The sequence below is a fragment of the Hansschlegelia sp. KR7-227 genome (genome assembly GCF_049446035.1).
Classification (GTDB): Bacteria; Pseudomonadota; Alphaproteobacteria; order Rhizobiales; family Methylopilaceae; genus Methylopila.
Genome location: NZ_JBMSEA010000001.1, coordinates 2,843,487 through 2,863,864, shown reverse-complemented (window position 1 = coordinate 2,863,864; position 20,378 = coordinate 2,843,487). Strand labels below are relative to the sequence as shown.

The window sequence follows — 20,378 nt, the reverse complement described above, 5'->3', positions numbered from 1 at the left end:
AAAGCTCGCCCCATGCACACGATCCCACTCGACTACGAGACCCTGCGGCTGATCTGGTGGCTGCTGCTCGGCGTCCTCCTCATCGGCTTCGCGATCGCCGACGGCTATGATTTGGGCGTCGGGACGCTGCTTCCCTTCGCCGCGAGGACGGACGAGGAACGCCGGATCCTCATCAACCTCGTCGGCCCGACCTGGGAAGGAAACCAGGTCTGGCTGATCCTCGGCGGCGGCGCGATCTTCGCGGCGTGGCCGGCGCTCTACGCGGCCTCGTTCTCCGGCTTCTATCTCGCGATGATCGCGATCCTGCTCGCGCTCATCCTGCGGCCCGTCGGCTTCAAGTTCCGGGGCAAGGTCTACGATCCCCGCTGGCGCGAGGCTTGGGACTGGTGCCTGTTCGTCGGTGGCTTCGTGCCCGCGCTGATCTCGGGCGTCGCCGTCGGCAACGTGCTGCTCGGGGTGCCCTTCGGCCTCGACGAGACGCTCCGCCCGCATTACGACGGCAACTTCTTCGGCCTGCTCAGTCCCTTTGCGCTGCTCGCCGGCCTCGTCAGCGTCGGCATGGTCGTCACCCACGGAGCGGCGGTCATCGCCGCCCGCTGCGAGGGACCGGTCGCCGCCCGTGCGCGGACCTATGGCGGGCTCGCCGCGATCGCGACCGCCGCGCTGTTCGCGCTCGGCGGTCTGTGGGTGGCCTTCGGGCTGGACGGATATGTCGTGACGAGCGCGCAGGACGCCTTCGGCCCCTCGAACCCACTCGGCAAGACGGTGACGCAGGAAAGCGGCGCCTGGATGGCCAATTACGGCCGCCATCCCTGGATGGCCATCGCGCCGATCCTCGGCTTTGTCGGTCTCGCGCTGGCCTTCGTCGGCCTCGCCTTTCGGCTGTGGAAGACGTCGATCCTCGGCTCGAGCGCGGCGATCTTCGGCATCATCTCGACCGCCGGCCTGTCGCTGTTTCCCTTCCTGCTGCCGTCCTCGATCCAGCCCGGCGCCAGCCTCACCGTCTGGGACGCCTCGTCGAGCCATCTCACGCTGTTCGTGATGCTGATCGCGACGGTGATCTTCCTCCCGCTCATCCTCGCCTACACCGTGTGGGTCTACCGGGTCATGAGCGGCCCCGTGACGGCGACCTCCATCGGCCGCAATCCCAACGCCTACTGAGAGGAACGCTCGATGTGGTACTTTTCTTGGGTGCTGGGCCTCGGGCTCGCCTGCTCCTTCGCGATCCTCAACGCCATGTGGTTCGAAATGCGCGAGCAGAATCGGACCAGCTCGCTTCGGCCCGACGTCGACTGACGGAAGGCCGAGCCGCGCGACCCGCCGGGGGCGACCGGCGGGTCGCGCGACGCTGTTCTTGCGCGCGCGACGCTGATAGAGGGGCGGACATGCCGTTCGCCGTCGCCGCCTTCTACGCCTTCGTGCCCTTGCCTGACGCTCCGGCGCTCAGGGAAGGCCTGCACGATCTCTGTAGCGGGCTGGGCGTGACGGGCACTCTGCTGCTCGCGCCGGAGGGGATCAACGGAACGGTGGCCGGCGAAGGCGAGGCGGTCGATGCGCTGATCGATCAGCTCCGCTTCGGCCCGCTGCTCGGCGGCCGGCTCGGCGGGCTGGACGTCAAGCTGTCCACGGCGACGACGGCGCCCTTCGGGCGGCTCAAGGTGAAGCTCAAGCGCGAGATCGTCGCGTTCGGCGACCCTTCCGCCGCGCCGAGCGAGCGGACGGGCGCCTATGTCTCGCCAGCCGACTGGAACACGCTGATCGGCCGCGCCGACGTGCTGACCATTGACGTGCGCAACGCTTTCGAGGTCGCGATGGGCGCCTTTGAAGGCGCCGTCGATCCCCGGACGTCGCGCTTCTCCGACTTCAGGGCGTTCGCCGCAGGGACGCTCGCCGGCGCAAAGGACCGGACGATCGCGCTGTACTGCACAGGCGGCATCCGCTGCGAAAAGGCGAGCGCCCATCTGCTCGCGAACGGCTTCTCCGACGTCCGCCAGCTCAAGGGCGGCGTGCTGCGCTATCTCGAGGAGATCGAGCCGGCCGCGAGCCGGTGGCGGGGCTCGTGCTTCGTGTTCGACGAACGGATCGCGCTCGGGCACGGGCTGGTCGAGGCGGGACCGGAGCAGGCCTATGGCTGACGACGTCGAAGATCTCGCCCGGCGCGTCGACGCGCTCGAGGAACGGATCGCCCATCAGGATCTCGCGCTCGAAGCGCTGAACCAGACCGTCGTCGGGCAGTGGACCCTGATCGACGCGCTGCGACGCGAACTCGCGGAGCTGGTCGACCGGCTGGACGACGCGGTCAGCGGGCCGGGGCCGGTCGACCGACCGCCCCCGCATTACTGACCGTCGCCGTCCGGGTTCGAGAGGGCGGGCCGGAACCCGTTCAGGACCCGCGTTCGCGGCGCGGCGCGTGCTTGTCTTTCGCCCGGGCGGGCGCGTGCGCCGCCGGGGCCGCGGCGTTGTCGCGCCGGCCGTCGCGCTTGCGTTCCGGTTTGGCGCGGTCCGGACGTCCGGCGGACGCCTTTCCGAACTTGCCCTTGGACGCGGCGGGCGCCCAGGACGACGGCTTAGCGTAGACCGGCTTGTCCGCGCGCGGCGTCGCAGGGCGCGGAGCGTGGCTGCGCGCCGGCGCCGCCCGCTCCTCGGGCGCGTCGCCGAGGCTGATGACGACGTCGCCCTTTTCGGCGCGCTGTGTCGCCGCCGCGAAGCGGTCGGCGACGGAGGCCGCGATCGCCACCTTGCTCTCCCGATCGAAGATGCGGATCGCGCCGATCTCGTTGCGCGTGATGCCGCCGCGGCGGCAGATCATGGGCAGCAGCCATTTCGGGTCGGCGTTCTGCTTGCGGCCGACGCCGAGGCGGAACCACACGCTGTCGCCGAACGCCTCGCGCCGGTGCGCATGGGGCTCGCCCGACCGCTCCTCGCGCGGGGCGTCGTTCGGCCGGACGCGCTCGCGCGGGCCGTTCCACTCGCCTGGATCCTCGAGCTCTTCGGGCTCCGGCAGCCGCGCCGCATGGAAGCGCAGCAGCGCGACGGCCGCCTCTTCCGCGCTCAGGCGGCCGAGCAGGGCGCGGGCGCGGGCGAGTTCCTCGCCGGTGGCGGGCGCCGAAACGGCCGGCTCCGCGAACAGGCGTTCCTGATCAAGCGCGCGGATCTCGTCCGCGGCCGGCGGGCCGCTCCAGATCGGCGTCGCTCCGGCGTCGACCATCAGCGTCTCGGCCTTGCGGCGGCGCGACGTCGGGACGAGCAGCACGCTGACGCCCTTGCGACCCGCGCGACCGGTGCGGCCGCTGCGGTGCTGGAAGATCTCGGCGTCATGCGGCAGATCGGCGTGGACGACGAGCTCGACATTGGCGAGGTCGATGCCGCGCGCCGCGACGTCGGTCGCGACGCAGACCCGGGCGCGGCCGCTGCGCAGCTCCTCGAGGGCGCGGTTGCGCTCGGCCTGGCCGAGCTCGCCGGAAATCAGCACGGCCGCGAAGCCGCGCTGGGCGAGCTTGGCGTGCAGCCGCCGCACGGCTTCGCGGGTCGAGCAGAACACGATCGCAGCGGCGGCGTCGTGCTGGCGCAGAACGTTGACGACCGCGGCGTCGGTCTGGCGCGGTGCGACGCGGACGGCGCGGTGCTCGATGTCGGCGTGACCGCGCGCGGCGCTGGCCGTCTCGATGCGCGCGGCGTCGCGCTGGAAGCGGCGGGCGATCGCGACGATCGCGTCCGGCAGGGTGGCCGAGAACAGCAGGGTGCGGCGCTGCTCCGGCGTCGCCTCCAGGATGAATTCGAGGTCCTCGCGGAAGCCGAGATCGAGCATCTCGTCGGCCTCGTCGAGCACGACGGCCTGGAGGTTCGAGACGTCGAGGGCGCGACGGTCGATATGGTCGCGCAGGCGGCCGGGAGTGCCGACCACGATATGGGCGCCGAGCTCAAGGCGCTTGCGCTCGGACCGGGCGTCCATGCCGCCGACGCAGGAGACCACACGGCCGCCGGCTCCGGCGTAGAGCCAGGCGAGTTCCCGCTCGACCTGCAGCGCGAGCTCGCGCGTCGGCGCGACGACCAGCGCGAGCGGCTGCGCCGCAAAGCCGAGGCGCTCGGCGCCGCCGAGCAGCGTCTCGCCGAGCGCGAGGCCGTAGGCGACGGTCTTGCCCGACCCGGTCTGCGCGGAGACCAGGAGATCGCGCCCGCGAGCGGCCGGGGACAGCACCTCGCCCTGGACGGCGGTCAGCTCGGCGTAGCCGCGCTCGGCGAGCGCTCGCATGAGAGGAGAAGAGTCGGAGACCAGGAGCACGGTGGAGGCTTTCGGTGGCGCAAGACGAACGCGCGGGCGCAGGACGCGTCCGGTCGATCGCAAGAGGCTGAATGCGGATTGCGCGCGTTCCTACGCCAGATCGGTCGGAAAAGCCAGTTTGCGCGCGGTCTCAAGGGTTGCGCGCAGCGCAGGGCGCGACCGTCGACCGCTAATAGCCCCGCCGTCGATCGACCGCGTCGGGGATGCGGCCTTCCGCGCGGTAGCGCCGGACGTTCTCCGCGACGACGCTCGCCGCGGTCCGGAGATCCGTCGGGGCGGCGACGTGCGGCAGCACCGTCACATCCGGATGAGCCCAGAGCGGCGACGACGCGGGGAGCGGCTCCTCGTCGAACACGTCGAGCACCGCGTGGGAGAGGCGGCCGGCGTCGAGCGCCGCGAGAAGGTCGGGGGTCGAGACGACCGGTCCGCGGGCGAAATTGATCAGCCCGGCCCCCGGCTTCATCGCGGTGAAGCGGCCTGCATGCAGCAAGCCGCGGGTCTCGGGCGTCAGCGGCACGAGGCAGACGACGACGTCGCTCGCGCCGAGCGTGGCAAGGAGGCCGTCCTCGCCGGAACGAGTCCCCACGCCCGGCAGTGATTTGAGAGAGCGGCTCCAGCCCGCGACCCGGAAGCCGGCCACGACGAGGCTCGCCGCGGCGGCGGCGCCAAGTTCGCCGAGGCCGAGCAGTCCGACCGTCATGTCCGACGGCTTGCGGTAGGGGAGGGGTCGCCAGACGCGGTCGCGCTGCTGCCGCGCATAGGCCGGCATGTCGCGCTGCAGATAAAGCGTCCAGGCGAGCGCCGCGCCGGCCATGGTCCGGGCCATTTCGGGATCGACCAGGCGCACGATCGGCGGCGCGCCGGGCCCGAGCTCGCTCGCGAGCCGTTCGACGCCCGCCCACAGGCTCTGCACGAAAGCGAGGTTGGGCAGGGCGGCCACGTCCGCCGGGTCGGGGTCGGCCACGATCGCGACGTTGACGTCGCCTCGTCGTGCTGGCGCGATCGCGCGGAACGGCGCGATCGCCTCCTCCGGCATGGCGGCGGACAGGGCCGCCAGCCAGGCGCCGTCCTCCGCCGCGTCGAGCCGCGTGACGAGCGCGAGAGATCCGGCCACCACGGTCGCTCAGCTCGCGAACACGCTGCCGAAGTCCTTGAAGCCCTTGACCTCGATCGGATTTCCCGACGGATCGAAGAAGAACATGGTGCGCTGCTCGCCGGGCTCGCCCTGGAAGCGCACGACCGGAGGAATGTCGAAGGCGACGCCGCCCTGTTCCAGGCGCTCGGCCAGCGCGAACCAGTCGTCGAGGGGCAGCACGACGCCGAGATGCGGCATCATCACCATGTGGTCGCCGACCTTGCCGGTGCGTGTGACGGGGAACGGCTCTCCGAGATGAAGCGAGATCTGGTGCCCGAAGAAGTCGAAATCGACCCAGGTGTCGGTCGACCGCCCCTCCGCGCAGCCAAGGACGCCGCCATAAAAGCGCCTGGCGGCGTCGAGGTCGGTGACATGATAGGCGAGGTGGAACGGGGAAGGCATGACGAAAGGCTCCGTGTGCGGACGACGTCCTGTCTGGCGCCCGCAGCACGGACGAGCAAGACGTGCGTTTCCCGACCCGACGGCGCGGAATTTGGCCGTTGTCAGCCTCCCGCGACGGCCGCCTGCGGCCGGGCGGCGGGGGACGCCAGCCGGTCGGCCAGCATGCCGAGGTAGATCCGGCCGAACTCCTGGTTCATGTGGCCGTGATCCGCATCCTGATGCAGGTCGCCGGAGATCTTGTCCCCGATGTCCAGCCGGCGGGAGCCGATGGAGAAGGCGTTCCCTGTCTCCCAGCCATTGACGACGGTCTCCAGAGGCTGTTCCAGCAGCATGGAGTCGCGCGGGTTGAACACCGCCTCGTTGAGCAGCGCGATCCCCGCGGCGTAATCCGGATGACGGCCAGGCTCCTGCGGCCTCCTGCTCGCCATCATCGGCTCATGGGCCACGTAGATCGGGGCCGCTCCGACGCCTCCGAGAAGGTCGAGGATCGGCATCGCGAGCGACTGGGACACGTGGTCCCGGGCCGCCTGCAGGCGGGCCGCTCGCGAGAAGAACGTCATCGGGGGCCGATAGGCGCGGACTCCCAACCCGTACACCAGGAAGACGTCGTACAGCGCAGGATCGATCTGCTTGAGCCCGCCGGATGTGTGCGCGATCGCCTTCTCCACCTCGGCTTTGGTAGGCACGATGATCCCGTCCCGCGCGCGCAGTTGACGCAACGCCCCGCCGCGATGGGCGAAAAACGTCAGCTCCATCCGCGTGGCGATCGAGGGGTCGGCGTCATAAGCGAGCTTAAGCGCCGCCGCGTGGCTGTTGCCGAGCACGCAGACCCGCATCATCGCGCTCCGAAGGCTTCGAGCAGGCGCTCTTCACAGACCACGTCCTCGTTCGTCTTCTTCGGCGGGCGGGCCGACGCGGCGGTCGGCGGCCGCACGCGGTCGCCGAACTTCGCGGCCTGCGCCCCGAAGAACGTGTCCATGACGAAGTCCACCCCATGCGGATTGATGTCGCGCATGTTGGGCTCGAAGAAAGTCGCCCGGAACGGCGGGCTGAACACCAGTTCGAAGGACGGGAAATAGTCGACGTTCGGCATGCGGTTCGAGACTTCGTCCGCCACCGCCCGCAGAACCGATTTGGACAGCATCGTCGCCGCCAGAACATGCCGGCCCGATGCGGTCGCGGTCAGCGGCACCGGCGAGACCGTGAGGATGACCTTGATCTTGGGGTTGAGCTTGCGCAGCCCTTGGATGCTCTGGGTCAACGCCTGCCGGATCTCGGCGAAGCCCTGATTGCGGAAGGCGTGCGCGTCCGGATCAAACTCGCCTGCGACCGTGCCCGGACATACCGGATATTCGAAGCCGTGGCGGGCGTTCCACCAGCTCTCAGTCAGGCCCATGGTGAAGACGAAGCAGTCCGACTGCTCGATCGCGGTTCGAAACGCCGCGATCGTCACCGCGCGGGACTGGCGGAGCTCGTCCAGGCTCTCAAAACCGCCGGGTTCGATCCGCGGACGGAAAGGATCGACGAAGCGGCCGTCGACCTCCCAGGCCTCGTCCGGAACCGGCTGCTCGCCCGCCGCCCAGGAAATCCACTGCCGGAGCAGCGTGGTCGTGTAGATCGTGCCGGTGCGGCAGGTGAAGACGTCGTAGTTGAAGCGCCGCTGACTCGCGTCGTTGAGACCGCGCGGCGGCTCCTCCGTGATCATCCAGCGATAGCCGCGCGCGCGCAGCGCCCGGCCGATATGCTGCGCGAAACACGAGCCAAAGGTCGCGACCTGGTGCTTCGGCGCGATCGGGAATTTCGGGTCCCAGATGTCGGAGATGTCGAACATGCTCTTGTTCGACACGCCCGTCTTCCAGAAGGCGCTTTCCGGAAGGCCCTGATAGGGGTTCTTCGTTCGCGTCAGCACGTGTCTTCGAAGCTCCGGCGCGCTCAACAGTACGCGCGGACGCTAGCCCATCTGGTGCGCCGCGCAAACAGGCGCAACCGCACAGGTGGCCCCGCGTCAGCCGCCGGTCACGTGACCGGGCGGACCTCCTCGACCTCGGGCACGAAGTGGCGAAGCAGGTTCTCGATGCCCTGCTTCAGCGTCGCGGTCGACGACGGGCAGCCCGCGCAGGAGCCCTTCATGTTGAGATAGACCACGCCCTCGCGGAATCCGCGGAAGGTGATGTCGCCGCCGTCCATCGCGACGGCCGGGCGGACGCGGGTCTCGATCAGCTCCTTGATCGTGTCGACCGTCTCGGCGTCGGCGTCCTCGAAGAACTCGTCCGCGTCAGGCGCGTCGCCCGCGGGGGCGCCCTCCGCCACCAGCGGCAGGCCGGACAAATAATGCTCCATGATCGCGCCCAGGATCGCGGGCTTCAGATGCTGCCACTCGCCGCCGGCCTTGGTGACCGTGATGAAGTCCGAGCCGTAGAACACCCCGGTCACCCCGTCGACGGCGAACAGCTTCTGCGCGAGCGGCGAGCGCTCGGCGTCCGCGGGGCTCTTCATCTCGAGCGTGCCGCCGGGCAGCACGTCGCGGCCGGGCAGAAACTTGAGCGTGGCCGGGTTTGGGGTCGCTTCGGTCTGAATGAACATCGGTGCAGAACCTCTCGGGTTGTCCGAGACATGGTGGCTTTCCGCCGAAGGGTCAATCGCGAGGGCGCCGGCGCGGAGTCGGATGTCGGCGCGGCGCCGCAGTTCCGGCGGCCGCTCAGGTCAGGCTGTCGATCTGGGCGTCGCTCAGGCCGCCCGGCACGATCGCGATCGGGATCGGGAAGGCGCCGACCGACTTGCCGGCGATCGAGGCGACGAGCGGGCCAGGTCCCTCCGCGCCGGCGCCCGCGGCGAGCACGAGCAGGGCGATGTCCTCGTCCTCCTCGATCAGCGACACCAGCGCGTCTGCGGGCGCCCCTTCGCGCGCGACCGGCTCGGCCTCGACGTCCGCGATCTCCCGGGCGCGCGCCGCGAAGCGGGCGAGATGCGCCTTAGCCGCGGCCCCCTGCTCCTCGCGCATGACGTCGCCGACGCCGAACCAGTGCTGGAACTCCCCGGCCTTATAGGTCGCGAGCAGGACGACCGTCGCCCCAACCCGGGCGGCGCGGCGCGCGGCGAAATAGAGCGCGCGGTCGGCCTCCTCCGTGTCGTCGACGACGACGAGGAACTTGGGCCGGTGGCCGGCCTCGTAGCAGCGGCGGATGGCGGTCATGGCCGACAGGATGGGGGAGGGGGACGAGGTCCGCAATCCGCCGTCAGGGGCGCCGGACGAACCCGACGATGTCCTTCACGTGCCGCATGGTCTCGCCGGCGATCGCTTCGGCGCGCTCGGCGCCGTGGCCGAGCGTCCGGTCGATGTGGCCGGGGTCGGCGACGAGCCGCTTCATTTCGGCGGTGATCGGCGACAGCTTGGCGACCGTCAGATCGACCAGCGCCTGTTTGAACTGCGAGAACTGCGACCCGCCATGCTCGGCGATGACGCCCGCGGCGTCGGTGTCGGCGAGAGCCGCGTAGATGCCGACGAGGTTGTCGGCTTCGGGTCGCTCCTTGAGGCCTTCGACGGTCTCGGGCAACGGCAGCGGATCGGTTTTCGCGCGGCGGATCTTCTGCGCGATCTGGTCGGCGTCGTCGGTGAGGTTGATGCGGCTCGCGTCCGACGGCTCCGACTTCGACATCTTCTTCGAGCCGTCGCGCAGGCTCATGACGCGCGTCGCCGGCCCCGCGATCAGCGGCTCGGGCTGGGGGAAGAACTTTTCCGGAAGGCCGTTCTCGGCGATCGAGGCGGCGAAGTCGTTGTTGAACTTCTGCGCGATGTCGCGGGCGAGCTCGAGATGCTGCTTCTGGTCCTCGCCGACCGGCACATGGGTCGCGCGATAGGCCAGGATGTCGGCCGCCATCAGGTTCGGATAGGCGTAGAGGCCGACGCTCGCGTTCTCGCGGTCCTTGCCGGCCTTTTCCTTGAACTGCGTCATGCGGTTCAGCCAGCCGAGGCGGGCGACGCAGTTGAAGATCCAGGCGAGCTCGGCGTGGGCCGACACCTGGCTCTGGTTGAACACGATGTGCTTCTCGCCGTCGACGCCGGCCGCGAGGAACGCGGCCGCGACCTCGCGGATGGAGCGCTTCAGCTCGGCGGGGTCCTGCCACACCGTGATCGCGTGCAGGTCGACCACGCAATAGAGGCAGTCGAACCTGTCCTGCAGCTCCACGAAGCGCTTGATGGCGCCGAGATAGTTGCCGAGATGCAGGTTGCCCGTCGGCTGGACGCCGGAAAACACCCGCTCGTGCGCGTTGGTCATTTTGTTCGTGTTTGCCCCGTGAGCGACGGCGCGTTATGGCGTCGCTCACAGGGCCGCGCAAGGCCCGCGCGCCCTTCCCTTTCCCGCCCGGAGCCGTTCCCGCATGACCGCCACGAAATACGACGTCCTCGGCATCGGCAACGCCATCGTCGATGTGATCGCCATGACCGACGAGGAGTTCCTGGTCCGGGAAGGCCTCGCCAAGGGATCGATGACGCTGATCGACGAGGCGCGCGCCGAGGCGCTCTACAGTCTGATGGGGCCGGCCATCGAAGCCTCGGGCGGCTCGGCCGCGAACACGCTGGCCGGCCTCGGCTCGCTCGGCGGCAAGGTCGCCTTCATCGGCAAGGTCAAGGCCGACGCGCTCGGCGCCGTGTTCCGCCACGACATCACAGCGATCGGCGTCGACTTCCCGACGCCGGGCGCCTCCGACGGGGTCGCCACCGCCCGCTGCTTCATCCTGGTGACGCCGGACGGCGAGCGCACCATGTCGACCTATCTCGGCGCCTGCCAGGGCCTGAACGCCGGCGACATCGACGAGGAGGCGGTCAAGGCCGCCAAGGTCACCTATCTCGAAGGCTATCTCTGGGATCCGCCGGCGGCCAAGGAGGCGTTCCGGAAGGCCGCGGCCATCGCCCACGGGGCGGGCCGCCAGGTCGCGCTGTCGCTGTCCGACTCGTTCTGCGTCGACCGCTACCGCGCAGAGTTCCTGGAGCTGATCCGGACCGGCGAGGTCGACATCCTGTTCGCCAACGACAGCGAGCTGAAGTCGCTCTACGAGACGGGCGACATCGAGACGGCGCTCGCGGCGGTCGCGAACGACGCGAAGCTCGCCGCGGTGACGCTGGGAGCGGACGGCTGCGTGGTGATCGAACGCGGCGAGCGCGTCTATGCGCCGGCGGCGCCCGTCGACGGGTCGATCGTCGACAAGACCGGCGCCGGCGACCTGTTCGCGGCCGGATTCCTCTACGGCCATGTCAACGGGTTCGGACTGAAGCGCTCGGCCGAACTCGGGGCGCTCGCGGCGGCGGAGGTCATCTCTCACGTCGGCGCGCGGCCTCAGGTCGAGCTCAAGGCGCTCGCCGCCGAAAACGGGTTGGTCTGAGCCTCTTCCCTTCGCCTCGTGACGGAATCTGGCCGGCGGCGTCAGCCGCCGCCCGGGCAGGCTCCGCCCGCCGAGGCGTTGTCCCGGCCTCTGACGCCGTCGTTGCGCGCCGCCGCTGCGCCTGATCTTGTCCGCACGAGATGACCGACGCGCCGATCCCCGTCTTCGACGGCCATAACGACACACTGCTTCGGCTCTGGCAGCGGCGCGACGCCGACGGCGGGGCGGCGGCCTTCCTTGACGGCGGCGTCGGCGGGCATATCGACCTGCCGAAGGCTCGGCAGGGCGGCCTGTTCGGCGGGCTGTTCGCGATCTTCACGCCGTCGCAGCAGCTCGGCGTCGACTACATCCGGATGATGCGCGAGGCGTCCTACGACGTGCCGCTGCCGGGTCCGCTTCCGCTCGGCGACGCGCAGGCCGCGACCCTCGGGATGGCGGCGACGCTGTTCAGGGTCGAGCGCGCCTCGGACGGGGCCGTCGCGGTCTGCCGGAGGGTCGCCGACATCCTTGCTGCGAAGGAGCGCGGCGCCTTCGCGACCGTCCTGCACATCGAAGGGGCGGAAGCGATCGGCGCCGATCTCGACGCTCTGCACGTGCTGCACGCCGCGGGACTGCGCTCGCTGGGGCCGGTGTGGAGCCGTCCCAACGTGTTCGGCCACGGCGCGCCGTTCCGCTTCCCGGCCTCGCCCGACATCGGGCCGGGGCTGACCGACGCCGGCAAGGCGCTGGTGCGGGAATGCGACGCGCTGAAGATCGTCGTGGACCTGTCGCATCTCAACGAGGCGGGCTTCTGGGATGTCGCGGCGACAAGCCGCGCGCCGCTGGTCGCGACCCATTCCAACGCCCACGCCGTCACGCCGCACGCCCGCAATCTGACCGACGCCCAGCTCGACGCCATCGCCGAACGGGACGGGCTGGTCGGCCTCAATTTCGCGAGCTGCTTTCTGCGCGAGGACGGCCGCATGCGCGCCGACACGCCGCTCGACGACATGGCGCGCCACCTCGATCATCTGATCGGCCGGCTCGGCGAGGACCGCGTCGGCTTCGGCTCGGACTTCGACGGGGCGATCGTGCCGGCGGCGCTTGGCGACGCGGCCGGCCTGCCGCGCCTGATCGCGGCGCTCCGCGCGCACGGCTTTGACGACGCGACGCTCGAAAAGCTCGCCTGGCGGAACTGGATGGGCGTTCTGGAGCGCGTCTGGGGCGGGTGACCGCCGCTTCGCAACCGGAATGATCCGCTTCGACCGGACCCCCTTGGCGGCGACGGACTTACGCCGCCATCTCGTCCGGCTCGCTGCCGGGGGCGATCGTGACGGTCAGGCCGTCGAGCTCTTCCGACATCAGGATCTGGCAGGACAGCCGGGACGTGTCGTCGACGGAAAACGCGCTGTCGAGCATGTCCTGCTCCTCGTCGGTCGCCGGCGTGAGGCGGTCGACCCATTCGGGATCGACATAGACATGGCAGGTCGCGCAGGCGCAGGCGCCGCCGCATTCGGCCTTGATGCCGACGCCCCAGTCGCGGATGACCTCCATCACCCGCCAGCCCTCAAGGGCCTCGAGCTCGTGCAGTTTTCCGTGGCGGTCGCGGACGTTGATCTTCACCGGCGGTTCCTTCAGGCGACCAGGCGTCGCGCCCAGGGGCGCGCGCCGGCGGGCGCCTCGCCCTGCATCGAGGAGCCGACGGGCTGCATATAGAACGGAATGTCGGGCCATTTGCCAGCCGCAAGCTGCGCGCGGGTCGCCCGGTCGGTCACTGCAAAGGCGTCGAAGCCGCAGCGGCGCATCAGCGGCATCTGGTCGATGAGCACGTCTCCGGTGGCGCGCAGCTCGCCCTTGAAGCCATAGCGTTCGCGCAGCAGGCGCGCCGCCGACATCGCGCGGCCGTCGGTGTATTTCGGGAACACCAGCGCGACGAGCGCGACCCGGTCGAGCAGCGGCGCGAGCTCCTCGACCGCTTCATTGGGCTGCACGAGCACGCCGAGCGACGCGTCCCCCGGCGCGAGCGCGTCGATCTCGGCCAGCAGCCGCTCGAGCGGCACGATCGACGGGCCGGCGCCGATCGCCTCTTCGGGGCCGACCACGGCCCATTCGTCCGCCTCGAAGCGGCCGGCGCGCCAGAGGGCCGGGCCGTCGGGAAGGGGAGAGCCGGCAGACTCGGCGGTTGGCGCCCCCTCGCGCAGCACGGCGAGCCGCGGTCCGGCCTCCTTGCGGGAGCGGGCGGTCTCGGAAGCCGGCGCGGGATCGCGCAGGTCGGTGTCGCGCAGCAGCGCAGCGTTGGCGGGCGTCATATTCCGCTTCCCTCACTCTCCATCGCGTTCCGCGTATGGATTCCGCACTCAACCTTGGCCAGTCCGCGCCAGCGGCCGGCTCTTGCGTCTTCGCCCGGCTTGACCCGCGTGGTGCAGGGCATGCAGCCGATCGACAGGAACCCGTGCTTCACCAGCGGATGCGCGGGCAGATCATGTTCGGCGCGGTAGGCCGCGACGTCCTCCGCCGACCAGGCGGCCAGCGGATTGACCTTGATGCGGGCGCCGTCGGCCTCGAAGGCCGGCAACTCCTCGCGCGTCGCCGCCTGGAAGCGCTTGCGACCGGAAATCCAGGCCGGGAAGTCGCCGAGCGACTGCGCGAGCGGCTCCACCTTGCGAAGGCGGCAGCAGAGCTCGGGGTTCGACTGCCACAGGAACTTCTCCGGGTCGAAGCGCGCGAGGCGCTCCGCGTCCGGCTGCGCGGCGCGCAGATCGGTGAGGCCGAGACGGGCCGTCAGCTCGTCGCGATAGGCGAGCGTCTCGTCGAACAGCTGCCCGGTGTCGACCAGGACGACCGGCGTCGCGCGGTCGACCTGGGCCACGAGATGCAGCAGCACCGCGGAGTCCGCGCCGAAGCTCGACACCAGAGCGATGCGGCCTCGGAACAGGTTCCGGATCGCCTCGCGCAGGATGTCGACGGCGTCGAGCCGGCCGAAGCGCCGATCGAGGTGAGCCGCGAGCGAGGTCGCCCGCTCCGCCGCCCGCGCCCGACTGATCTCCGGAACAGGGAGATCAGGCCGCTCCATAGAGCGCCTCCTTGAACGGCGACTGGCCGAGCCTGCGCACCGCGGCGAGGAAGGTCTCGTCCGGGCTTTCCCGCAGCTTCAGATAGGTGTCGACGACGGTCTCGACGGCGTCCGCGACCTCGTGGGTCTTGAAGGCGGGTCCAACCAGCGTGCCGACCGCGGCGGTCTCGTCGCCGGAGCCGCCGAGCGTGATCTGGTAGACTTCTTCGCCGCGCTTATCGACCCCGAGCAGCCCGATATGGCCGACATGGTGGTGGCCGCAGGCGTTGATGCACCCCGAGATCTTGATCTTGAGCTCGCCGATCTCCTTCTGGCGCTCGGCGTCGCCGAAGCGCGTCGACAGCTCCTGCGCGAGCGGGATCGAGCGGGCGTTGGCGAGCGCGCAATAGTCGAGCCCGGGGCAGCAGATGATGTCGGTGACGAGGCCGGCGTTGCCGGTCGCGAGCCCCTGCTCGGCGAGAGCCGCGTAGAGGGCGGGCAGATCGTCGAGGGCGACGTGCGGGAGCACGAGGTTCTGCTCGTGGCTGACGCGGATCTCGCTTTGGCTGTAGCGGTCGGCGAGGTCGGCGACCGCGTCCATCTGCTCGGCGGAGGCGTCGCCCGGAATGGCGCCGATCGCCTTCAGCGCGATCGTGACGACGCCGTAGCCGACGCGCTTGTGCGGGAACACGTTGTTCTCGGCGAAAGCCGCGAACTCGCGGCTGTCGGCCTTGGCGGCCTCGAGGACGCTCGATCGCTCCGGCTTTTCGGCGAGGGCGGGCGGCGCGAAATAGGCCTCGATCCGCCGGATCTCCTCGTCGGGCAGCCGCAGAATTTCGCTCTTGCGGACTTCGGCGAACTCCGCCTCGATCTGGCGGGCGATCTCCTCCGCGCCGGTCTCGTGCACGAGGATCTTGATGCGCGCCTTGTACTTGTTGTCGCGGCGGCCGTGCAGATTGTAGATCCGCATGATCGCCTCGACATAGGCGAGCAGGTCCTCTTCGGGCAGGAAGTCGCGGATCTTGTGCGCGATCATGGGGGTGCGGCCCTGGCCGCCGCCGACATAGACGGCAAAGCCCAGCGCGCCGCCGTCGTCGCGCTTCACCTCAAGCCCGATGTCGTGGGTCTGGATCGCCGCCCGATCGGCGGACGCCCCGATCACCGCGAGCTTGAACTTGCGGGGCAGGTAGGTGAATTCCGGGTGGATCGACGACCACTGCCGCAGGATTTCGGCGTAAGGGCGGGGATCGACCACCTCGTCCGCCGCGGCGCCGGCGAAATGGTCGGCCGTCACGTTGCGGATGCAGCTGCCTGAGGTCTGCAGCGCGTGCATCTCGACCGACGCGAGGTCGTCGAGGATCGCCGGAATGTCCTTCAGCGCCGGCCAGTTGAACTGCAGGTTCTGGCGCGTCGTGAAGTGGCCGTAGCCGCGGTCATAGGTCCGCGCGATGTGGGCCAGCATGCGCATCTGCTTGGACGACAGCGTGCCGTAGGGGATCGCGATCCGCAGCATGTAGGCGTGGAGCTGCAGGTAGACGCCGTTCATCAGCCGGAGCGGCTTGAACTGGTCTTCCGTCAGTTCGCCGGACAGCCGGCGCTCGACCTGCTCGCGGAACTGCGCGACGCGGGACGAGACGAAGCTGTGGTCGAATTCGTCGTAGCGGTACATGGAGATAGGTCCTCAGGCGCCCAAGGCGCGGCCGACGTCCGGGCGGATCGTCGGGCCGGCGGCGCGGATCTTTTCGCGGAGGCGCAGGGGCAGGACGAAATCGTCCTCGCGCGCCACGTCGATCGGATAGGATTCCAGGACGACGCGGTCGGCCTCGGCGCGCTTGGCCTCGTCGACGGCGGCCGCAAGCGCGGCCTCTCCTTCCACGACCTTCGCGTCGTCGATCCGTTCGGTCCAGCCGCCGGCCGGATCGAGATAGACGACCACGCCGTCGTCGAGCCGGTTGGCGGTGACGACCTGGAAGGCGGCCCGGGTCTTGGCCGCCGACTTCTGGATGGGAGCTGCCATGGAATCTGCTTTCAGGCCGCGGCGACGGCCGCGCTCGGGAGGGCGAGCGGAGCGGCTCGTTCGGCGTAGCCGCTCGCGAGCGCACGCCCGATCAGGATAAGGACGGGACCGTCGATGTCGCCGCGCTCCGCGAGCGTCGGAAGGTCGCCAAGCGCGCCGACGAGCAGGCGCTCGTCCGGCTGCGAGGCGTTCTCGACGGCGGCGACCGGCGTGTCGGGCGACAGGCCGGCTTCGACAAGCCGGTCCGCGACGGCGGCGGCGACCGTGCGGCCCATATAGACGGCGACGGTCGCGCCGCCGAGCGCCAGGCCCGCCCAGTCCGGCAGCGTGCGGCCGTCGACGTCGTGACCGGTCGCGAAGACCAGGCTCGATGCGACGCCGCGCAGCGTGAGCGGGGTGCGGGCGGACGCCGCCGCCGCGAAGGCCGCGGTGACGCCGGGGATGACTTCGAAGGGCACGCCGGCGGCGGACAGCGCGTCCATCTCCTCGCCGGCGCGCCCGAAGATCAGAGGATCGCCGCTCTTGAGACGGACGACGCGGCGGCCCGTCTTCGCCTCGCGCACCAGGATCGCGTCAATCTCACTTTGCGTGGCCTCGTGGCGGCCCTTGCGCTTGCCGACCGAGATGCGATGCGCGTCACGGCGGCCCATGGCGATGACCTCCTCCGGGACGAGGGCGTCGTGGATGATCACGTCGGCCTCCTGGAGCACGCGCTGGGCGCGCAGCGTCAGAAGATCGGTCGCGCCCGGGCCGGCCCCGACCAGCCAGACGAAGCCGGCGACGTCCGGCTCGGCCGCCATCATGCGGATTGCTTCGGCCCGCGCTCCCGCGACGTCGCCGGCGAGCGCCCGGGCGGAGACGGGACCGTCGAAGAGGCCGGCCCAGAAGCGGCGGCGCGCCTCGCCGCCGGGAATCATTCGGGCCACCGTCGAACGCAGCCCGTCGGCGAGCGAGGCGAGGCGGCCGATCTCCGGCGCAAGCATCGCCTCGATCTTCGCCCGGACGTGCCGCGCAAGGACGGGGGCCGCGCCTTCGGTGCCGATAGCTACGGCGAGCGGCGCCCGGTTGACGATGGCGGGCGTCGTGAAATCGCAGAGGTCGGGGCGGTCGACGACGTTCACCGGCACGCGGGCGGCGTGCGCGGCCTCGGCGATGCGCCGGTCCTCGTCCTCATCCTCGGTCGCGGCGAAGGCGAGCACGGCGCCCTCGAGATGACCCGGCGCGAACGCTTCGTCCCTGAGTTCGGCGCCGACCCGCGCCGCGTCGGCGACAAGCTCCGCGCCAGGGGCGGGGGCGACGACGACGAGACGCGCCTCCGTCTCGCCGAGCAGCCGCACCTTCGCAGCCGCGGCCGCGCCCGAGCCGACGATCAGCACAAGGCGATCGGCGACGCGGTGGAAGGCCGGAAACGAGGACAGTCGCGGCATCGGTGTGGCTCCGTTCGGCCGGAACAATGATATTTTACATTTGGGTTTGCAAGTGCGGAAAAAATAACAATTCTAATTTGTTATTAGCGCCGGCGCGTCCTTCCCTAATGGGCGGCCGCCGCTGCCGCGACGCGGAGTGACGTGTGCGACGCAACTCACCCCAATCTTAGACCTAAGACGTAGGTTATCGCTACCTAGACTTCGCTAAAGCGAAATTCTTCTTTGGGTCTTGACGCTAACGTTTGTCGCCGTACCTGCTCATCCTCCGGCCGAATCTCGGTCAAACGCTCGGGGCAGAGGAGTTTTTAAGTGCGACGGCTTGCGCGGAGCGGAGTTTTCCTTCCGCTCGATCAGCGGATCGCGCCGTGAGACCTGTTCCGACGATGGCCGACGTCGCTAAACTCGCCGGCGTCTCTGCGATGACGGTGAGCCGGGCGCTCCGCCAGGACGGCTCGGTTTCTGACCGGACGCGCGCGCGGGTGCTCGAAGTGATCGACGAGGTCGGCTACGTGCCGGACCAGGCGGCGGGGGCGCTCTCGTCCGGACGTTCGGGTCTTGTCGCCGTGATCATGCCGACATTCACCGTTCCGCCCTTCGCCCAGATCGCTCGCGGCCTGCACGACACGCTCTCCGCGGAAGGCCTCGAGCTCTTCATGAGCTTCTCCGATTACAGTCCGGAGCGGGAGGAGCAGGTGCTGAGGGCCGTTCTTCGCCGCCGCCCCGAGGCGCTCGCGATCGTGGGCGTCGATCACACCGACCGGGCGACGAAGCTTCTCGAAGCGGCGGGAATCCCGGTCATCGAGTGCCTCGAGCGGGCGGGGCAAGGCGTCGACCATGTGGTCGCGATCGACCAGGCCGCGGCTGGGCAGGCCGCTGTCCGGCATCTTGCGTCGCGGGGGCGACGCCGCGTCGCCGTCGCCGCTTCCCGTCAGGATCCGGACGCCGGGGAAGCCGACCGCATCGCGGGCGTGACGACGGCGGCGCGCGAGCTCGGCTTGGACCAGCCGATCGTCATCCGGCATGGCTCGCCGCTCGCGCCGCTCGATCAGGGCCTTCGGGCGGCGGGGGAGGCGCTTGATCGCCATCCCGACGTCGACGCGCTTGTATGTATGAACGACTACGCCGCGGTCGGCGTCGTGGGCGAGCTTCGCCGGCGGGGACGATCGGCGCCCGCCGATCTCGCCGTCGTCGGATTCGGCGACAGCGACATATCGCGGCACGTCGAGCCCGCCATCACGACGATCGGGTTCAACCCGGTCCTCGTGGGCGTGGAGATGGGCAAGATGGTGTTGTCCACCCGCGCCGCCGCCCGGCTCGGCCGGACGCTGCCGTCCTACCGGCTGAACATCGATTTTCAACTGATCGTGCGCGAGAGCGCCTGAGCGCCGCATCCAGGCGGGGGAGCCGCCGGGCTCGGCTGCGTCAGCCCAGTTGCCCTCGGCGGGCTGGCCCCTTACACACAGCCTGGGGACGTCAGACGATCGTATCATGCGCGTAGCTTGCGCCGCGCGTCCCTGTTCAGGTGTCTCATGTTCCGACTCGCCGCTCCCGCTTTCTGCGTCGCGTTCGCGTTCGCGCTGCCGATCTCCGCGGCGCGCGCGCAGGGGGCGCCTGGCCCCATGCCGGTCTCGGTCGCCGCTCCGGTTCAGCGGCAGGTCGCGGACATGGCGGAGTTCACCGGCCGCTTCGAGGCGTCGGCCCTCGTCGAGGTGCGCGCTCAGGTGAGCGGACAACTGATCGAGGTCGCCTTCAAGGACGGCGCGGACGTGAAGAAGGGCGACCTGCTCTTCAAGATCGACCCGCGGCCCTATGAGGCGGCGCTGACGCAGGCCGAATCGTCCGTCATCACAGCGCAGACCCGCGTCGACCTGACGAAGGCGGACGTCGAGCGCGCCAAGGACCTCCGGCGCACCGGCAACATCTCCGATCAGGTCGCCCAGCAGCGTCAGCAGGCCTATGGCGAGGCCCTTGCGACGCTGAAGTCCGCCGAGGCCCAGGTCGCGAACGCGAAACTCAACCTCGAATGGACCAACGTCCGCTCGCCGATCGACGGCCGCATCGGCCGCAAACTGGTGACGGAGGGCAATCTGATCGCGGCGGGCGCAAGCTCTTCGGTCCTGACGACGATCGTCAACACCAAGCCGATCTACTTCTATTTCGACGTCGATGAGCAGAGCTACCTCCGCTACATGGAGTTCGTCCGCGCCGGGCAGATCAAGCCGGAGGAGGGCGGAGCGCCCGTCGAGATCTCCCTGCCGAACTCGGCCGAGTTCACGATCAAGGGCCGCATCGATTTCGCCGACAACCAGCTCGACCAGCAGACCGGCACGCTGCGCCTGCGCGCCACCGTGCCGAACGAGGACGGCTTCCTGACGTCCGGAGTGTTCGGACGCCTGAAGCTGCAGTCGAGCCCGACCTATGACGCGCTGCTCATCCCGGACGACGCGATCCTGTCGGACCAGACCCGCAAGGTCGTCATGACCATCGGTCCGGATGACAAGGTCGTCCCGAAGGTCGTGGAGCTGGGTCAGCTGAACGGGCGCTTGCGCGTGATCAAGAAGGGCCTGACCCCGGAAGACAAGGTGATCGTCAATGGGCTGATGCGGGCGCGGCCCGGCTCACAGGTGAAGCCCGAGACGGTTGATCCGACCAAGCCCGATTCCAATCCGCAAGGCGCCGCGGCGCAGCCAGCGAAGTAAGGC

At 70.0% G+C, this 20,378-nt stretch carries 22 protein-coding genes; 8 read left to right on the top strand and 14 right to left on the bottom strand.

The window, feature by feature from the left end; translation table 11 throughout:
- Positions 1-12 precede the first annotated feature (12 nt).
- From cydB to ACO2RJ_RS13365, 4 genes are all read left to right on the top strand, one after another.
- Positions 13-1,161 (top strand): cytochrome d ubiquinol oxidase subunit II, encoded by a 1,149-nt coding sequence (cydB, locus tag ACO2RJ_RS13380; protein ID WP_423268494.1) that lies wholly within the window; start codon positions 13-15, stop codon positions 1,159-1,161.
- Between the two features lie 12 nt (positions 1,162-1,173).
- Positions 1,174-1,296 (top strand): cytochrome bd-I oxidase subunit CydX, encoded by a 123-nt coding sequence (gene cydX, locus ACO2RJ_RS13375; RefSeq protein WP_423268493.1) that lies wholly within the window; start codon positions 1,174-1,176, stop codon positions 1,294-1,296.
- A gap of 89 nt (positions 1,297-1,385) precedes the next feature.
- Positions 1,386-2,135, top strand: coding sequence for a rhodanese-related sulfurtransferase (locus ACO2RJ_RS13370; protein ID WP_423268492.1), 750 nt, complete (start codon positions 1,386-1,388; stop codon positions 2,133-2,135).
- Positions 2,128-2,343, top strand: coding sequence for a SlyX family protein (locus tag ACO2RJ_RS13365; protein WP_423268491.1), 216 nt, complete (start codon positions 2,128-2,130; stop codon positions 2,341-2,343). The genes ACO2RJ_RS13370 and ACO2RJ_RS13365 overlap by 8 nt, the downstream gene beginning before the upstream one ends.
- A 40-nt stretch (positions 2,344-2,383) precedes the next feature.
- Here the strand turns inward: ACO2RJ_RS13365 and ACO2RJ_RS13360 are convergent, their stop codons facing one another.
- The 8 genes from ACO2RJ_RS13360 to trpS all read right to left on the bottom strand — a co-directional run bounded on the left by ACO2RJ_RS13360 (position 2,384) and on the right by trpS (position 10,096).
- Complete coding sequence (locus tag ACO2RJ_RS13360; RefSeq protein ID WP_423268490.1) at positions 2,384-4,252, bottom strand: DEAD/DEAH box helicase; 1,869 nt, start codon at positions 4,250-4,252, stop codon at positions 2,384-2,386.
- Positions 4,253-4,451: 199 nt separating this feature from the next.
- Complete coding sequence (locus ACO2RJ_RS13355; protein ID WP_423268489.1) at positions 4,452-5,396, bottom strand: 2-hydroxyacid dehydrogenase; 945 nt, start codon at positions 5,394-5,396, stop codon at positions 4,452-4,454.
- A gap of 9 nt (positions 5,397-5,405) precedes the next feature.
- The gene (locus tag ACO2RJ_RS13350; protein ID WP_423268488.1) at positions 5,406-5,819 is read right to left on the bottom strand and encodes a VOC family protein; all 414 of its coding nucleotides are present in this window, start codon (positions 5,817-5,819) and stop codon (positions 5,406-5,408) included.
- A 101-nt stretch (positions 5,820-5,920) separates the two neighbouring features.
- Positions 5,921-6,658, bottom strand: a complete 738-nt coding sequence (locus ACO2RJ_RS13345) for a hypothetical protein (protein WP_423268487.1) — start codon at positions 6,656-6,658, stop codon at positions 5,921-5,923.
- Positions 6,655-7,728, bottom strand: a complete 1,074-nt coding sequence (locus ACO2RJ_RS13340; protein WP_423268486.1) for a GSCFA domain-containing protein — start codon at positions 7,726-7,728, stop codon at positions 6,655-6,657. The genes ACO2RJ_RS13345 and ACO2RJ_RS13340 overlap by 4 nt, the downstream gene beginning before the upstream one ends.
- A gap of 107 nt (positions 7,729-7,835) precedes the next feature.
- Positions 7,836-8,402, bottom strand: a complete 567-nt coding sequence (locus ACO2RJ_RS13335; RefSeq protein WP_423268485.1) for a NifU family protein — start codon at positions 8,400-8,402, stop codon at positions 7,836-7,838.
- 115 nt (positions 8,403-8,517) lie between these two features.
- The gene (locus ACO2RJ_RS13330) at positions 8,518-9,012 is read right to left on the bottom strand and encodes a universal stress protein (RefSeq protein ID WP_423268484.1); all 495 of its coding nucleotides are present in this window, start codon (positions 9,010-9,012) and stop codon (positions 8,518-8,520) included.
- Positions 9,013-9,055: 43 nt separating this feature from the next.
- On the bottom strand, positions 9,056-10,096 hold the full coding sequence (gene trpS / locus ACO2RJ_RS13325) for a tryptophan--tRNA ligase (RefSeq protein ID WP_423268483.1): 1,041 nt from the start codon (positions 10,094-10,096) through the stop codon (positions 9,056-9,058).
- A 103-nt stretch (positions 10,097-10,199) separates the two neighbouring features.
- On the opposite strand from trpS, the gene ACO2RJ_RS13320 reads away from it, so the two are divergent.
- Together ACO2RJ_RS13320 and ACO2RJ_RS13315 are read left to right on the top strand one after the other, a co-directional pair.
- Entirely contained in the window at positions 10,200-11,201 is a 1,002-nt protein-coding gene (locus tag ACO2RJ_RS13320; RefSeq protein WP_423268482.1) for an adenosine kinase, read from the top strand.
- 140 nt (positions 11,202-11,341) lie between these two features.
- Positions 11,342-12,412, top strand: coding sequence for a dipeptidase (locus ACO2RJ_RS13315; protein WP_423268481.1), 1,071 nt, complete (start codon positions 11,342-11,344; stop codon positions 12,410-12,412).
- 58 nt (positions 12,413-12,470) lie between these two features.
- Here ACO2RJ_RS13315 and ACO2RJ_RS13310 read toward each other — a convergent pair whose 3' ends face one another.
- The 6 genes from ACO2RJ_RS13310 to cysG are packed head-to-tail and all read right to left on the bottom strand — an operon-like array spanning position 12,471 to position 17,676.
- Positions 12,471-12,803 (bottom strand): 2Fe-2S iron-sulfur cluster-binding protein, encoded by a 333-nt coding sequence (locus ACO2RJ_RS13310; protein WP_423268480.1) that lies wholly within the window; start codon positions 12,801-12,803, stop codon positions 12,471-12,473.
- Positions 12,804-12,814: 11 nt separating this feature from the next.
- Positions 12,815-13,489: a DUF934 domain-containing protein gene (locus ACO2RJ_RS13305; RefSeq protein WP_423268479.1), complete on the bottom strand. Its 675-nt coding sequence runs from the start codon at positions 13,487-13,489 to the stop codon at positions 12,815-12,817.
- A complete protein-coding gene (locus tag ACO2RJ_RS13300; protein WP_423268478.1) occupies positions 13,486-14,253 on the bottom strand; it encodes a phosphoadenylyl-sulfate reductase in 768 nt (255 codons plus the stop codon). The genes ACO2RJ_RS13305 and ACO2RJ_RS13300 overlap by 4 nt, the downstream gene beginning before the upstream one ends.
- Positions 14,240-15,901: a nitrite/sulfite reductase gene (locus ACO2RJ_RS13295; RefSeq protein WP_423268477.1), complete on the bottom strand. Its 1,662-nt coding sequence runs from the start codon at positions 15,899-15,901 to the stop codon at positions 14,240-14,242. Before ACO2RJ_RS13295 ends, ACO2RJ_RS13300 begins: the two co-directional genes overlap by 14 nt.
- Before the next feature lie 12 nt (positions 15,902-15,913).
- Entirely contained in the window at positions 15,914-16,249 is a 336-nt protein-coding gene (locus tag ACO2RJ_RS13290; RefSeq protein WP_423268476.1) for a DUF2849 domain-containing protein, read from the bottom strand.
- A gap of 11 nt (positions 16,250-16,260) precedes the next feature.
- The gene (gene cysG, locus ACO2RJ_RS13285; protein WP_423268475.1) at positions 16,261-17,676 is read right to left on the bottom strand and encodes a siroheme synthase CysG; all 1,416 of its coding nucleotides are present in this window, start codon (positions 17,674-17,676) and stop codon (positions 16,261-16,263) included.
- A gap of 383 nt (positions 17,677-18,059) precedes the next feature.
- On the opposite strand from cysG, the gene ACO2RJ_RS13280 reads away from it, so the two are divergent.
- Positions 18,060-19,058, top strand: coding sequence for a LacI family DNA-binding transcriptional regulator (locus ACO2RJ_RS13280; protein ID WP_423268474.1), 999 nt, complete (start codon positions 18,060-18,062; stop codon positions 19,056-19,058).
- A gap of 147 nt (positions 19,059-19,205) precedes the next feature.
- Complete coding sequence (locus ACO2RJ_RS13275; RefSeq protein ID WP_423268473.1) at positions 19,206-20,375, top strand: efflux RND transporter periplasmic adaptor subunit; 1,170 nt, start codon at positions 19,206-19,208, stop codon at positions 20,373-20,375.
- Positions 20,376-20,378: the final 3 nt, after the last annotated feature.

Bases quoted from the DNA above. Each gene is read 5' to 3' on its own strand.
- cydB (WP_423268494.1), top strand. From the start codon at position 13: ATGCACACGATCCCACTCGACTACGAGACCCTGCGGCTGATCTGGTGG.
- cydX (WP_423268493.1), top strand. From the start codon at position 1,174: ATGTGGTACTTTTCTTGGGTGCTGGGCCTCGGGCTCGCCTGCTCCTTC.
- ACO2RJ_RS13370 (WP_423268492.1), top strand. From the start codon at position 1,386: ATGCCGTTCGCCGTCGCCGCCTTCTACGCCTTCGTGCCCTTGCCTGAC.
- ACO2RJ_RS13365 (WP_423268491.1), top strand. From the start codon at position 2,128: ATGGCTGACGACGTCGAAGATCTCGCCCGGCGCGTCGACGCGCTCGAG.
- ACO2RJ_RS13360 (WP_423268490.1), bottom strand. From the start codon at position 4,252: ATGCGAGCGCTCGCCGAGCGCGGCTACGCCGAGCTGACCGCCGTCCAG.
- ACO2RJ_RS13350 (WP_423268488.1), bottom strand. From the start codon at position 5,819: ATGCCTTCCCCGTTCCACCTCGCCTATCATGTCACCGACCTCGACGCC.
- ACO2RJ_RS13345 (WP_423268487.1), bottom strand. From the start codon at position 6,658: ATGATGCGGGTCTGCGTGCTCGGCAACAGCCACGCGGCGGCGCTTAAG.
- ACO2RJ_RS13335 (WP_423268485.1), bottom strand. From the start codon at position 8,402: ATGTTCATTCAGACCGAAGCGACCCCAAACCCGGCCACGCTCAAGTTT.
- ACO2RJ_RS13330 (WP_423268484.1), bottom strand. From the start codon at position 9,012: ATGACCGCCATCCGCCGCTGCTACGAGGCCGGCCACCGGCCCAAGTTC.
- trpS (WP_423268483.1), bottom strand. From the start codon at position 10,096: ATGACCAACGCGCACGAGCGGGTGTTTTCCGGCGTCCAGCCGACGGGC.
- ACO2RJ_RS13320 (WP_423268482.1), top strand. From the start codon at position 10,200: ATGACCGCCACGAAATACGACGTCCTCGGCATCGGCAACGCCATCGTC.
- ACO2RJ_RS13315 (WP_423268481.1), top strand. From the start codon at position 11,342: ATGACCGACGCGCCGATCCCCGTCTTCGACGGCCATAACGACACACTG.
- ACO2RJ_RS13305 (WP_423268479.1), bottom strand. From the start codon at position 13,489: ATGACGCCCGCCAACGCTGCGCTGCTGCGCGACACCGACCTGCGCGAT.
- ACO2RJ_RS13300 (WP_423268478.1), bottom strand. From the start codon at position 14,253: ATGGAGCGGCCTGATCTCCCTGTTCCGGAGATCAGTCGGGCGCGGGCG.
- ACO2RJ_RS13295 (WP_423268477.1), bottom strand. From the start codon at position 15,901: ATGTACCGCTACGACGAATTCGACCACAGCTTCGTCTCGTCCCGCGTC.
- ACO2RJ_RS13290 (WP_423268476.1), bottom strand. From the start codon at position 16,249: ATGGCAGCTCCCATCCAGAAGTCGGCGGCCAAGACCCGGGCCGCCTTC.
- cysG (WP_423268475.1), bottom strand. From the start codon at position 17,676: ATGCCGCGACTGTCCTCGTTTCCGGCCTTCCACCGCGTCGCCGATCGC.
- ACO2RJ_RS13280 (WP_423268474.1), top strand. From the start codon at position 18,060: ATGGCCGACGTCGCTAAACTCGCCGGCGTCTCTGCGATGACGGTGAGC.
- ACO2RJ_RS13275 (WP_423268473.1), top strand. From the start codon at position 19,206: ATGTTCCGACTCGCCGCTCCCGCTTTCTGCGTCGCGTTCGCGTTCGCG.